Source organism: Pseudomonas sp. M30-35 (genome assembly GCF_002163625.1).
Taxonomy (GTDB): domain Bacteria; phylum Pseudomonadota; class Gammaproteobacteria; order Pseudomonadales; family Pseudomonadaceae; genus Aquipseudomonas.
The window spans coordinates 286,806-299,792 of record NZ_CP020892.1 but is presented as its reverse complement, the minus strand read 5'-3'; the positions used below and the strand labels follow the sequence as shown (position 1 = coordinate 299,792).

At 54.3% G+C, this 12,987-nt stretch carries 12 protein-coding genes; 7 read left to right on the top strand and 5 right to left on the bottom strand.

Annotation, left to right across the window (positions count from 1 at the left end; translation table 11 throughout):
- The 7 genes from modB to B9K09_RS01240 all read left to right on the top strand — a co-directional run bounded on the left by modB (position 1) and on the right by B9K09_RS01240 (position 6,923).
- Positions 1–684, top strand: a complete 684-nt coding sequence (gene modB, locus B9K09_RS01270) for a molybdate ABC transporter permease subunit (protein WP_087515147.1) — start codon at positions 1–3, stop codon at positions 682–684.
- Positions 681–1,814, top strand: coding sequence for a molybdenum ABC transporter ATP-binding protein (gene modC / locus B9K09_RS01265; protein ID WP_087515146.1), 1,134 nt, complete (start codon positions 681–683; stop codon positions 1,812–1,814). Before modB ends, modC begins: the two co-directional genes overlap by 4 nt.
- Positions 1,815–2,084: 270 nt before the next feature.
- Positions 2,085–4,082, top strand: coding sequence for a biofilm regulation protein phosphatase SiaA (gene siaA / locus B9K09_RS01260; protein ID WP_087515145.1), 1,998 nt, complete (start codon positions 2,085–2,087; stop codon positions 4,080–4,082).
- Positions 4,083–4,161: 79 nt separating this feature from the next.
- Positions 4,162–4,704 carry a biofilm regulation protein kinase SiaB gene (gene siaB, locus B9K09_RS01255; RefSeq protein ID WP_087515144.1) on the top strand — a complete coding sequence of 181 codons (543 nt, stop codon included), beginning with the start codon at positions 4,162–4,164 and terminating at the stop codon, positions 4,702–4,704.
- 24 nt (positions 4,705–4,728) lie between these two features.
- Complete coding sequence (siaC, locus tag B9K09_RS01250; protein ID WP_087515143.1) at positions 4,729–5,109, top strand: biofilm regulation phosphoprotein SiaC; 381 nt, start codon at positions 4,729–4,731, stop codon at positions 5,107–5,109.
- A 3-nt stretch (positions 5,110–5,112) separates the two neighbouring features.
- Positions 5,113–5,937, top strand: coding sequence for a biofilm regulation diguanylate cyclase SiaD (gene siaD, locus B9K09_RS01245; protein WP_087515142.1), 825 nt, complete (start codon positions 5,113–5,115; stop codon positions 5,935–5,937).
- 212 nt (positions 5,938–6,149) lie between these two features.
- A complete protein-coding gene (locus tag B9K09_RS01240; protein WP_087515141.1) occupies positions 6,150–6,923 on the top strand; it encodes a hypothetical protein in 774 nt (257 codons plus the stop codon).
- A 45-nt stretch (positions 6,924–6,968) separates the two neighbouring features.
- On the opposite strand, the gene B9K09_RS01235 is transcribed toward B9K09_RS01240, so the two are convergent.
- From B9K09_RS01235 to B9K09_RS01215, 5 genes are all read right to left on the bottom strand, one after another.
- Positions 6,969–7,493 (bottom strand): DUF962 domain-containing protein, encoded by a 525-nt coding sequence (locus B9K09_RS01235; protein ID WP_087515140.1) that lies wholly within the window; start codon positions 7,491–7,493, stop codon positions 6,969–6,971.
- A gap of 57 nt (positions 7,494–7,550) precedes the next feature.
- Entirely contained in the window at positions 7,551–8,864 is a 1,314-nt protein-coding gene (locus B9K09_RS01230) for an FAD-binding oxidoreductase (protein ID WP_087515139.1), read from the bottom strand.
- A 124-nt stretch (positions 8,865–8,988) separates the two neighbouring features.
- On the bottom strand, positions 8,989–10,353 hold the full coding sequence (locus B9K09_RS01225) for a glutamine synthetase family protein (RefSeq protein ID WP_087515138.1): 1,365 nt from the start codon (positions 10,351–10,353) through the stop codon (positions 8,989–8,991).
- 401 nt (positions 10,354–10,754) lie between these two features.
- A complete protein-coding gene (locus B9K09_RS01220) occupies positions 10,755–11,831 on the bottom strand; it encodes an FAD-dependent oxidoreductase (RefSeq protein WP_087515137.1) in 1,077 nt (358 codons plus the stop codon).
- Positions 11,832–11,839: 8 nt separating this feature from the next.
- Positions 11,840–12,853 (bottom strand): AraC family transcriptional regulator, encoded by a 1,014-nt coding sequence (locus tag B9K09_RS01215; RefSeq protein ID WP_087515136.1) that lies wholly within the window; start codon positions 12,851–12,853, stop codon positions 11,840–11,842.
- Positions 12,854–12,987: the final 134 nt, after the last annotated feature.

The window sequence follows — 12,987 nt, the reverse complement described above, 5'->3', positions numbered from 1 at the left end:
ATGCCCCTTAGCAAAGACGACCTGAGCGCCATTTGGCTAACCCTTGAACTGGCATCGCTAACCACCGTGCTATTGCTACTCATTGGCACGCCAATCGCTTGGTGGCTGGCACGAACACACTCATGGTTAAAACGCCCCATTGGCGCCATCGTCGCATTGCCGCTGGTATTACCACCGACCGTTATCGGCTTTTATTTGCTTATTGCCCTCGGTCCCAATGGTTACATCGGCCAACTCACGGAAAGTCTGGGGCTGGGGATTTTGACATTCAGCTTTACCGGGCTGGTGATCGGCTCAGTGTTTTACTCGCTGCCTTTTGTTGTGCAACCCCTGCAAAATGCCTTCGAGTCGATTGGTAATGCTCCCCTTGAAGCCGCGGCGACACTGCGCGCAAGCAAGCTGGATACATTCTTCTCAGTGGTCATTCCGCTGGCACGCCCGGGCTTTATTACGGCCTCGATTTTAGGGTTTGCGCACACAGTCGGTGAGTTTGGCGTGGTGCTGATGATTGGCGGCAATATTCCAAACAGGACCCAGGTTGTGTCAGTGCAAATCTACAATCATGTCGAAACCCTGCAATACGCTCAGGCGCATTGGCTGGCGGGTGGAATGCTGCTGTTTTCGTTTGTTGTGCTGCTCGCGCTGTACTCTAGCCGCCAGACGAATAAGAGCTGGCAATCATGAGCAAGCACTCCGCGCTGGATAAAGCAGAGGCCTCGGGTTGCGGGCCTATTCAAGCGCGCTTCAAACTTGCCCACAGCAGCTTTACTTTGGATGTTGATTTACAACTTCCAGGCGCCGGCGTCACTGGTTTTTTTGGCCACTCAGGGTCAGGGAAAACCAGTTGCCTGCGTTGCTTTGCCGGGTTGGAAAAACCCGAGGTGGGGTATCTGAAGGTCAATGGCGAAGTCTGGCAAGACAGCCAAAATGGCGTGTTCATACCGCCTCATAAACGCGCGATTGGCTACGTCTTCCAGGATGCTAATTTGTTTCCGCACCTGAGTGTGCAGGGCAATCTTCAATACGGCTTGAAACGTATCGCTCGCGAGCAGCGCAAAGTCCCTCTGCAGCAAGCCGTCGAGTTGCTCGGCATCAGCCATTTGCTACAACGCATGCCCGACAAACTCTCGGGCGGTGAACGGCAACGCGTGGCCATCGCCCGGGCGCTACTGTGTAGCCCCGAGTTGCTATTGATGGACGAACCCTTGGCCGCGCTCGACCCCAAGCGCAAATCTGAAGTACTGCCGTATCTGGAGCGTCTGCATGCAGAGCTGCAGATTCCAGTCATCTATGTCAGCCATTCCGCAGATGAAATTGGCCGTTTGGCTGACCACCTGGTCGTACTCGAAGAAGGTCAGGTACAAGCCGCTGGCCCGCTAAAGCAGACGCTGATCCGTGATGATTTACCGTTTATTTTCGAGGCTGACGCCGAAGCGGTGGTTGATGGGCACGTCAACCACTACGACGAGACTTATCAGTTGCTGAGTATTCGCTTAAACGGCAGCGATAGCCTACTTAAACTGCCTCACTCGATGCTTGAAAATGGCCAACCGGTAAGGGTCAAGATTAAGGCGCGGGACGTCAGTATCAGCCTGCAAAAAGCCGATGCCAGCAGTATTCTCAACCTGATTCCAGCACAGATCATCAGCACCGTGACGGTTGAGGATCAAGCTCAGGTGCTGGTCCATGCGACGGTGGGCGATGAACAAATTGTGGCGCGAATCACCCGCTATTCGTTCGACAAGCTAAAGCTCTGGCCGCAGCAACAGGTGTGGCTGCAAATCAAGTCAGTATCACTGCTCAGCGCAGACTGATTAGCGCACCTGCACGCCGCTGGATGCCAACCCTTTCGGACAGATGCAAAGGTGGATGAGTTTTTCATCCGTCACTTGTAACTGACGCACAAAGCTCTTTTATCCAAAAACCTGTCGCATTTCCGCCCAACTGCATCACTTATTTGTGATCTACGTCTCTAAGCCAGAGATTTGCGACTTTCAAGCAAACGCTATAATTGCCGGTCTACCGCCAACACTATTTATAAAGCGCGTAGCTCACAAAAGCTCCGCGGCTAAAGGACATAGCGTATGGCTGCAAAATGGGGATTACGGAGTAAGTCTGCGCTCGCAGTCTTGCTTGCATGCGCTATTGCACTTGTACCGGCAGCACTTTTTGGCTGGCGCGCGCTTGGCGATATTCGTGGTCATTTTGGTGAAGCCTACGCACGTAACTTCACCCTCCTCCATCGTCAGCAAATTGCGGCGCCCTTAAGCCGTGAATTGGCATTATCAAAACGCTTGGCTAATTCCCTCGGCACCCGGCTGTGGCTGCAAGACGAAAGCATCTCGGTACACCGAACGCGTTTTTTTGATGAGGCTGAAGGTTTTCGCAGCGATTTTCTGGATAAGTCCTATTTCATCATTGTTGACTCATCACTGAACCTTTATCGCAACGATGAAAACAGCCCAGTCAGTCAGATACGCCGTTACACCCTCAGCGCAAATGATCCGAAAGACGCTTGGTACTTTGCCCTGCGTGAAGACCCAACCGACTACAGCCTTAGCATTGAGGTAGACGAGCAGCATAACGCCAGCAAGATCCGCTTCAACGTGCGGGTTCGCGATGCGCAGAACAACCTTCTCGGCATCACTGGCAGCGAGTTGAGCCTCAAACCCTTTATTGATGAGCTGTTCGCCAGAACCGAACCGGGCATCACGCCGATGCTGTTTAATCACGATGGCATTATTCAGGCGCAACCTAAGAATAATTACGCAGTAAACAGCAACGCAGTAAACGGCCACGACATCTTCGAATACCTGAGTAATCGCGACGATCGCCAATTGCTGCGCCAGATCATGCTGCAGGCGCTAACCGAACCGAATCGGGTCAAAACCATGGACGCGATGGTTAACGGCAAGCCGCGTTTGCTGGCACTTACCTACATCGAACCACTCAAGTGGTATGTCATGACCTCGGTTGACCTGCAGGCTGCCAATGTCGTCGATAGCCGCTGGTTATGGTTACTGCTGATCAGCTTTGTCGCCCTGCTTGCCGTGCTTTTACTAGGCTTTGCCTACGCCGTTGAAAGCTTGGTGGTAAGACCAATCAAGGGGCTACGCCGATCCGCTTTGGCCATTGCTGCTGGCCATTATGAGGAGCCACTTCCCGATGCTCGTAACGATGAAATTGGCGAGCTGACTCAAGCATTTTCGAGCATGGCTGATCAAGTGTTGCAGCACACACGAGAACTGGAAGGCAAAGTGCAAGAGCGTACCCATGCGCTGGAGCAGGCAAACCAGGAGATGGTCGCAGCACATAAGAAGATTGATGACTCAATCGACTACGCCAGCTTGATCCAACGTGCGATTCTGCCAGATCGCCAGCTCAGTGCGTCGCTCGGTCAGCGGCAGTTTGTCCTTTGGCAGCCTCGCGATACGGTCGGTGGCGACTTTTATGTGTATCGCGAACACCCCAACGGCTATTTGCTCGGCGTCTTCGACTGCGCAGGTCACGGTGTCCCTGGGGCGCTGATGACCATGCTCGCCCGCGCGGCTATCGACCACGCTATTGGTGTTGCTGGCGAGGATGATCCTGCGGCTATTTTGCGCGAAACAGACCTGGCGCTGCGGGGCATGCTGGGTGACGCACAATTATCTCGTGCACTGGCCACCAATACCGATGCCGGTTTGGTCTGGGTTAATCCCAGCCACAACAAACTATTATTTGCTGGGGCCAAGATTGGCCTGTTTGCCACTGACGGCGAAGCGGTCCAGGAGTTGCGTGGTGGTCGCAGAGCGTTGGGTGACAAACGTAAAGGCGAATACCAGAACATCGAGCTGGCATTAAGCCCAGGCTGGACCTACTACATGTGCACTGACGGATTTCTCGACCAGGCGGGCGGCGAACATGGCTTCGGATTTGGCAATAAGCGGTTCACCGCTATGCTGAAAAAACATGGCCGATTACCGTTAGCTGAGCAAGCTGAACTATTTGCAGCAATACTCGCAGAGTATCAAGGCGAGTTGCCGCAACGTGATGACATCACCGTGCTGTCCTTTCGCTTCGACCAGAACAGCCAGCTGTAAAATTGAAATGCCGGGTAGAAAGAGGCGGACCGATAAGCTCCCCTCATATTCATGAGAGCAGACAATAACAAGGGCGCCTATGGAATCGTTAGACCTACTTGCAATGCGTGAAAGCTACAATCGCCAGCGCGTCATGCTTTGCTTCAATGGCCCGATATCACGCAGCTTGATCGAAGAAATCGGCAACGCACTGCGTAATTATATGCAGGCTGAACAAGCCAAACCTTCGGCGGCAATGGACGTATTTGCGGTTTACATCGAGATGACGCAAAACATCAGGCATTATGCGACCCAGAAGGGTTTTAGTGACCAAGACGCCTCTGCCACCGTAGCCATTTCGCGCGATGAAGAAGGCCGCTATGTAGTGTCGGCAGGTAACCTGGTATCGCTTGACGACGGCCGGAAGCTGGTCGACTTTGTCGCACGATTATCTACGCTAGACAAAGTTCAGCTCAAAGCCGCCTATAAAGAACAGCTGCGCAAACCGCGCGAAGAAGGTGCCAGTAGTGGTGCGGGCCTTGGTTTACTGGATATTGCCCGTAAATCCAGCGTCCCCCTGCGCACCAGCTTGCGCGAGCAACAAGACGGCAGAGCTTTTTTCAGTCTTAGCGTGGTCATTTGAAATAAGGATATTGAGAGTAAAACCATGAGCGAACTTAATATCGCTAGCACCCAATCTACCCCGGCCATTCATGGTGACTGGGTAGCTGGTGTGCTGGCAATGCAAGGCGATTCTTATCCCGAGAACTCTTTTGAGCTGTACGATCAGGTCATTCAATGGGTTGAGCGTTTTTTGGGGCAAGAACCTCGCCCTCTAGCACTACAACTAAGGCTTTTGTACCTCAATACCAGTTCGATCAAAGCCATGATGGACATCTTCGACCTGCTTGAAGAGGCGCATAACCAGGGCCGGGAAGTGAGTGTCACCTGGCTTTACGACAGCCGTAACGAGCGTGTCGCGGAACTCGCTGAAGAGTTCCGGGAAGACTGTACATTTGCGTTCACTATCAGCACGTTAGACGAGTAAGGTATGAACCGCGAGCGCGACCTAGATCTGCTGATAGAAAGCCTGCTGGCTGATCCTGCTTATGCGGATCACCCACTACGTGATGCACTGCAGCGCCTGCACCAGCAGAATATTGAGCATCTAGGTCGCATCGAACGTATTGCGCGAATCTCTGATGGCTATCAATCTCTGGCTCGCGAGCAAAACCTGTCGTTGTCCGAGCGCTATAACAAGCAACTGCGCAAACTGGAAAAAGTCGCGCGTATTTCTGACCGCTACCAACAAATGATGCGCGACCTCAACCTCGCCCTGAAAGAAGCCTCCAACCGCGACCCACTGACCTCCCTGGCCAATCGCCGGATGTTGATTGAACGGCTCAAGGAAGAGGTTGCCAGGGCCACCCGCCAAAACAAGACATTTGTCTTGGCGATGGTTGACGTAGACCACTTCAAACAAATTAACGACACCTGGGGTCACGATATCGGCGACCGCATGCTCGAAGAGATAGCTCGCGTATTACAGGCCGAGGTGCGTGGCTATGACCTTTGCGGACGCTGGGGCGGCGAAGAGTTCCTGATTCTGTTGCCCGACACCGATTTGAGCGCGGCAGAGCTGGTTATTGAGCGCGTGCGCAACGGCCTGCGCACACTGGCTGTACGGGTCAGCACTGAGCTGCTGAGCGTGTCTGCCAGCTTCGGCGTAGCAGAGCACCAAAGCGATGAAAGCTACTCACAAACGCTCAACCGAGCAGACGCAGCCTTGTTGCAGGCCAAACGCGATGGCCGCGACCGCTGCATTTACGCATCGCAAGAGCCAATTAGCAGCGCCGAGCCTAAAGCATTGCCCTGACAGTCAACGCTGTTAACCCGTGCAATCGAAACGGTCGCACGATTAACCCTAAATGCTCGATGAAATCACTCTTTCGGCTAATTTCATAACACCCTCAGAAAAGTAATCTATACCAAGGGTCTACAGCCGCTTAATTGACGCCAACAACCCTGCGTATTGCTGCGCAAAGTCTTATCCGCACTGCTCACAAAAATAATAAGGAGCACCCCGGAATGCGTTCCAAGCTTTTGACTACTAATGTTTTTATATTAATCATTGGGTTCATGGCGAGCCTCCCAACCATTACTTTTGCGGCGGCGCTCAGCCCCGCCGAGCTCGCTCAGGTATATGCCTGTCGCGCCACCAGCAGCTTGCTATTGTTGCGTGGCGAAGGCTTTCAAAAGACCCACCAACAGCGCCTGGAAAATGATCTGCAGGCTCTAAATGGCGCCATGCAAGCTATTTCCCAGCCTAGCCAAAGCCTGATAACCACGCGCACAGAGCTTGTTACCCAATTGCGCAACGGTGTTTCCTATGGCCCCAGCGAAGACAATGTGCCATGGCGTTATCCTCAGGAACTTAGCAAAGCGCTACGTGAGTTTCTGCATGAGGCGCGACAAATGCCACAAGGCAGTGATAACGAGTTGCCTGTTGAGGTTGAATACCTTGCGGTGCAATACCTGAGTCGCTCTTATATGGGCACTTTTGAAATTGCCCGCGAGCAGCCCGACACTTACTTAGGGCAGGACGAACGTATTCTGCTGCCAAAGATTGATCGTCAACTCAATGACCTTGGCTCAAGCGACGACCCGGCGCAGAACAAACTCAGAGCACGCTGGGAATACCTAAAAAGCGCACTCGCCGACATGAACAGCAAGAGCAATACCCTGCAGAGTGTTTCGGGCAAGCCATTCGCACCGATTACAGTTGATCGACACTCACGCACGCTGACGCAAAACTGGATGGATCGCCAACTGACCACCCCTTCTGTCGCCGCACAGCCGTAAGGTGGACAACGCCAAGTTTGTCCACCAGCGCTTAAATCGAGGGTATTAAATCGACTGTTGGCCGCTCCGGTGTCTTACCGGCCCGGAGCGCTCGACGACTTGTTGTTCAACCTCAGTGCGTAATCCCAGCAGGAATGTCGCTTCAGCCACCACAAACAGCGGCCCGATTGCCAAACCCATGACATCGTCGACGAAAGCCGGTTTGCGGCCTTCAAAATAATGCCCAACAAACTGGATCAGCCAACCGATAACAAACAGGCCGATACCCGAGCTCAACCACACCGCTGTACTTTGCTGCGCCAGCAGCGCACCCACCCAGACACACAGCAGCAGCCCGACGCTCATGGCGAGGCCGTAACGCAGGTCAAGCCGCAGGTAAAATACGGCTGCAACAAGGCTTACAAGTGCTGCGCCAGACCACCACAACCCGAGCCACTCAGCACCTGGACGTGACAGCAATACCGCCACGGCCAATACAATCATCGGGATACCGATAAAGTGGCTGATAATATTTCGCTGATCGCGGTGGTACGCCGCGTATTGCGCCAGATGATCGACCAGAGTTTTCATTATTATTCTCCGCTGTAGCTAGGGTCACTATGCAGATCATAACCTGACAATCCTGAATCAGCGCAGTTTCTCAAGCAGTTGGTAATACCACATCCCGACTGCCAGCATCGGGTTACCAAATACATCGCCAAATGGCACTTTAATGTGCGAGCAGCCTGCAAAGGTGTCGAACTTCTCCAAACTGCCGGTCAACGCATTCGCCATGACTTCACCCATGATGTGCGTCGTGGCAATGCCGTGACCTGAGTAACCCTGACAATACCAAACGTTGTCAGAAAGCTTGCCCAGCTGTGGAATGCGGTTAATCACGATACCCATGGCGCAACTCCACTGGAAGTCGATATCAACGCCTTTCAGTTTAGGGAATGTACGCTCAATGCCCGGACGCAGCTCTGCGGCAATGTCACGCGAGTCGCGCCCAGAGTAATTGGCACCACCGCCAAACAGCAGGCGCTTGTCAGCAGTCAGGCGGAAATAGTCGAGAACAAAACGACAGTCATACACGGCCAGGTCTTGTGGATTGATTTGATCCGCCAATTCACCAAGCGGCTCAGTGGTGACAATTCCGCCCATGGCCGGAAAAATCATGCCCTTGAGCTTTTTCGGCTCCAGTTGGTGATACACATCGCCAGCCAGCAGCACTTGTTTTGCATCGATCCGGCCTTGCGCGGTCACCACCGCGGGTTTATCACCGTGGATAATTTCCAGCACTTCTGAATGCTCGAAAATCAACGCTCCTAGACTTTCGGCAGCTTTGGCTTCACCAATACACAGGTTCAGTGGGTGCAAGTGCATATTGCGCATGTTCTTGATCGCGCCGTAATACAGCTCACTGTCGAGATGCTTGCGCATCGCACTGCGGTCCAGCAGCGTCAGCTCATCATCCATACCACGGCGCAACGCTTCTTCGTAATCAGCCTTTAAGTCATTCATGTGGCTAGGTTTGTAGGCAGCGTGCAGGTGACCGTATTTGAGGTCACAGGCGATCGAATACTTATCCACACGCTGCTTGATAATCTCGTGACCGCGCCAGCGCAGTCCCCAGATAAAATCATCGACCTCGCTGCCGAGCTTGCTGCGCATCTGTTTACGCATGGCGCCATCGCCCGACAGGCTACCGGTGACTTGACCGCCGTTGCGTCCTGTTGCGCCCCAGCCAATCTTCTTGGCCTCGACAATCGCGACTTTCAGACCCCGTTCCGCCAGTTCAACCGCACTGGCAACACCGGTAAAGCCGCCGCCAATAATCACCACATCGACACTGACCTGACCTTGCAGGGTCGGATAATTGGTTTCTTGATTAAGCGTGGCCGTGTAATACGACTTGCAGCGCTCAGCTGCTGGGGTCACAACATCTACTTGAGCATTCATACAAAACCCTTACTAAAACTGTCTGGCCTGACGACCGCTGACGCATCAACGTCTACCGCAGCATCGACTGCCGCAGCATCGGCTGCCGCAGCATTACGCACGAATCAGTGGTTACAGCTAAAAACTAAGCGTTGGTTAAGTACCAGCGCCAATCTTGCTCACCCACTTCAGCCATGAATTGGCGATGCTCTTCGCGCTTAACCGCGATGTACACATCAAGAAATTCGCCACCCAGCGCCTCACGTGCCCAGCTTGATTTTTCAAGCGCACGTAAAGAGGTCAGCCAATCAGTTGGCAGCAGTTCTGTGGCTTGCGCATAGCCATTGCCTGTGACCGGTGCGCCCGGATCAAGCTCCTGACGGATACCGTGATGAATCGCTGCGAGTATCGCCGCAGCAGCCAGATAAGGGTTGGCATCCGCGCCACAAATACGGTGCTCGACATGACGGGTATTCGCTGGACCGCCCGGCACGCGCAGGCTGACGGTGCGATTATCCACTCCCCAAGTTGGCGCTAAAGGCGCATAGCTATTGGCTTGAAAGCGGCGATACGAGTTGGCGTTCGGGCAGAACAACAGCAACGAGTCGAGCAAGGCACTGAGCATCCCCGCCACGGACATGGCCAGCAGTGGCGTACCCGCTGGATCTTCGCTGGCATAGAGATTGTTGCCCTGCCCATCCGCCAGGCTGACGTGCATATGCATTCCGGTACCGGCCAAATCATCGTAAGGCTTGGCCATAAAGCAGGCCTGCATGCCGTGCTTGTGGGCGACGCCTTTAACGATGCGTTTGTAGCGAACAGCTTGATCCATGGCCTCTAGCGCATCGCCATGCTCCAGGGTAATTTCAACCTGCCCCGGTGCATATTCAGAAATCGCTGTGCGCGCCGGAATACCTTGGGTTTTGCAGGCGCTGTAGAGATCAGCCAGAAAGGGCTCAATCTGCTCCAGCTCACGCAAACCGTAGACCTGTGTGCTACGCGGACGACCGCCGTCAACATCCAGAGCGGGTTGCGGGCGACCATGCGCATCGCGCTTCTGATCAAGCAGATAAAACTCCAGCTCGCAGGCCATGACCGGGTGATAACCGTCTGCCTTCAGACGCTCAATCACCTGCACCAGCAGATGCCGTGGATCAGCGACAGTGGCTGGCAAGCCTTCTGTTGGGTGCATGCTGACCTGCACCGCAGCAGTCGGAATTTGCCGCCAAGGCATACGGGTCAAGCTGCCGGATAACGGATAGGCGCGGCAATCAATATCGCCTACCTCCCAGACCAAACCCGAGTCCTCAACGTCATCACCATTCATGGTCAAACCCAGAATAGTGCTCGGCAGTGGCCGTCCGGTTTTGTACACCGCGAGTAACTCATCACGGTGCAACAGCTTGCCACGCGGCACGCCGTTTGCGTCGAGAATGAATAACTCAAACATCTCGATATCAGAATTATCAGCTAGAAATTTTTCAGCTTCTTGCACGTGAGCAAATTGCATGGGATCTCGATAGCGCAGCAGTGCGCATAGGTCACTTGCCAATAGGCAGGCGGGATAAGCAATAGAGCAGCAGCGTATGATGGCTGCGGAGGATCGATAACCGGCGAATGCACGAAGCGTGCAGACGGTTAGCAGGTCGTGGCGAAAGCCCCATCGGGAGGGCGCGCATGTCGGCAGTGCCAAAGCGCCCAGAAGGCAAGAATTTTTGGGAAGAGAGGGTTCACCCGGTTTGCAGCAAAGCAGAGCCGTTCCCGTGACAACGGAACAAATACGGTCTGGCTAGAAAGAAGCGCTGGCGAACTCATAGAGCTGAAGACTGGCACAGCGCACAATGTTTGTTAAAGCAGATTTTTTACATGTTCAGATTATTTCAGACTAAACAATCGAACACTCGGCGTCAGTTATCCCGAAAATCTATGCCGACGAATAAAGCTCTGGTCGAGGTAATCCTTCCAGCGACCATAGATTTGTCCGCTCGCACTGAGCCCGCGCCACGCCAGCAACGCCCCACCATCCCCCGTGGCCAGCAGTGCCAGGCTGTTTTTTTGCGGGCGGTAGTTTTTGAATGGCTGCTCACGCAGTGCGGCCATCAGGTTATGCGCCAATACTGGCCCCTGACGTACCGAGTAAACACCGCTTTTGCGGACGCCGGGTAAGCTTGCACAATCGCCTACTGCAAAGATTTGCCCATGTGATTGACTCTGCAACGTTGGCAGAACTTGCACAAAACCGCGCGCATCACACTGCAAGCCGCTTTGCCCAAGCCAAGGTAATGCTTGCGCACCCGTTGCCAACAACACCCGCTCGCCGCGCCAAACCAACTCATCCTCGCTGAATAACTGGTCGCCTTCGATGCGGCTTACCGGGCTGTATTCACGTAGCCGCACTCGACGTTGGCGTAGCGCACCGATCGCCCGCAGATGCAGCCCAGGGCTATGCCCAGCCAGCAACTTACCCGCACAAAACAGCGATAACTGCGGCACTTTATCGGCAAGCGCCAATGCCAGCTCAACCCCTGCGGCGCCACCGCCGATAATGGCTAATGGCTTGGGCGACTGCTGCCATTGTTGCCAGCCCGCCAGGAACTGCGCAAAGGGTTTAACTGCCAGGCAGTGCATAGCATCGCCCTGTTGCGCCAAAGAAGTAATTTGCCCGCCAACATTGAGCGACAACCAATTAGCGTTTAGCCCGCGCCCCTCAGTGAGCGTCACCCTGCGTTGCTCGGCGGAAATCGATTCGACTTGGGCGATGATTAAATCGACCTTGGCAGCTCGACACATCGGCTGCAGTTCAACAGCACAATCCTGTGCTGAAAAACGGCCAGCAAGTAAACCGGGAAGCATCCCTGAATACCAGGCTTGCGGATCAGCGCTGACCAAAGCAATACGTCCTGGCGGACGCTCAAGCATCGCCCAACGGCGCAATACCCCAAGGTGCGCGTGGCCAGCACCGACCAAGATTAAATCGTAGTCATTCATAACGCTTTTTAGTCATTCTTGAGAGTCTCGCGGTATTGGCTCGGCGCCTGTCCAGTCCAGCGCTTGAAAGCGCGACTAAAGCTACTGACATCTGAGAAGCCAAGTAAATAGGCAATTTCACTAATAGAGCAATTGGCTTCGCGTATATGTTGCAAAGCCAGCGCATGACGAGTCTCAGCAAGTACAGCCTCATAGCTTGTACCTTCGTCAGCCAAGTGCCGCTGCAGGCTGCGTAAGCTCATGTGCAGGGCTTGTGCAATGCGCTCTGCCGAGGGCTCTCCCTCGGGCAATTGTGCTTGCAGGCGAGCGCGTACCTTGCGTACCCAGTGCGGCCCCTGCAATTGCTCCAGGTTGCGCTTAAGCACCACCTCGTTGTGCTCAGCCAACTCAGGGTTACCATCCTCAAGCTGCTGCTCAAATTCAGGTTTTGCAAAGCGCAATAGGTTCTCGGCTGCAGAAAAAACCAACGGAGCACGAAACACCGCATGCCAAGGCTCGGGGTCAGCAGGCTCAGGCCGCTGCAAATAAACCGCCAAGGGCGCAAAGTCGCGCCCCAACCGATTACGACAACTGCGCACGTAGATTGCCGCAAATGCATCGAGCGCCTCGGGCGCAGGCGCAAGGTTGCCGGGGACAGTGAGAAAGCGGAACTCATAACAGTCCGCGCATTCGCGTAGTTCCAGCTCCATTGCATCGCTGACAACACGGTAGTAGCGGACTGTACGCTCGAACATCTCACGCATGCTGCAACTGGCAATCAGCGCATAGCCCAGCGCATGAAAGGTCGTCGGGCTCACAAACTGCGAGGTTTTAAGACCCAGCGCCGGATCACCGCTGGCCTCAACCGCCAACTGCCAGAGCCGCGTAGTGGCCGACAGCGGACAACGTCCATTGGGATCATCCAGCGCGCCGGGCTCAAACCCTGCCTGTGCGCACAGTTGCTCGCTATCAAGCCCCAACACATCCAGCTGCTTACGCAGTGCGCGGGTCCAACTGGCTAGGGTAGTCGCTTCATGGGTCATGCAGGTTGGCGTATCCAGTCAACAGGTTGGCGTACTCGGTTGGGCACACACACAACAAATGGCGCAAGGTTAAGGTCACTGAAAGTGCTGCCAGCAAGATCACTGAACTCACCTTAAGACATTTTGCGGCCAAT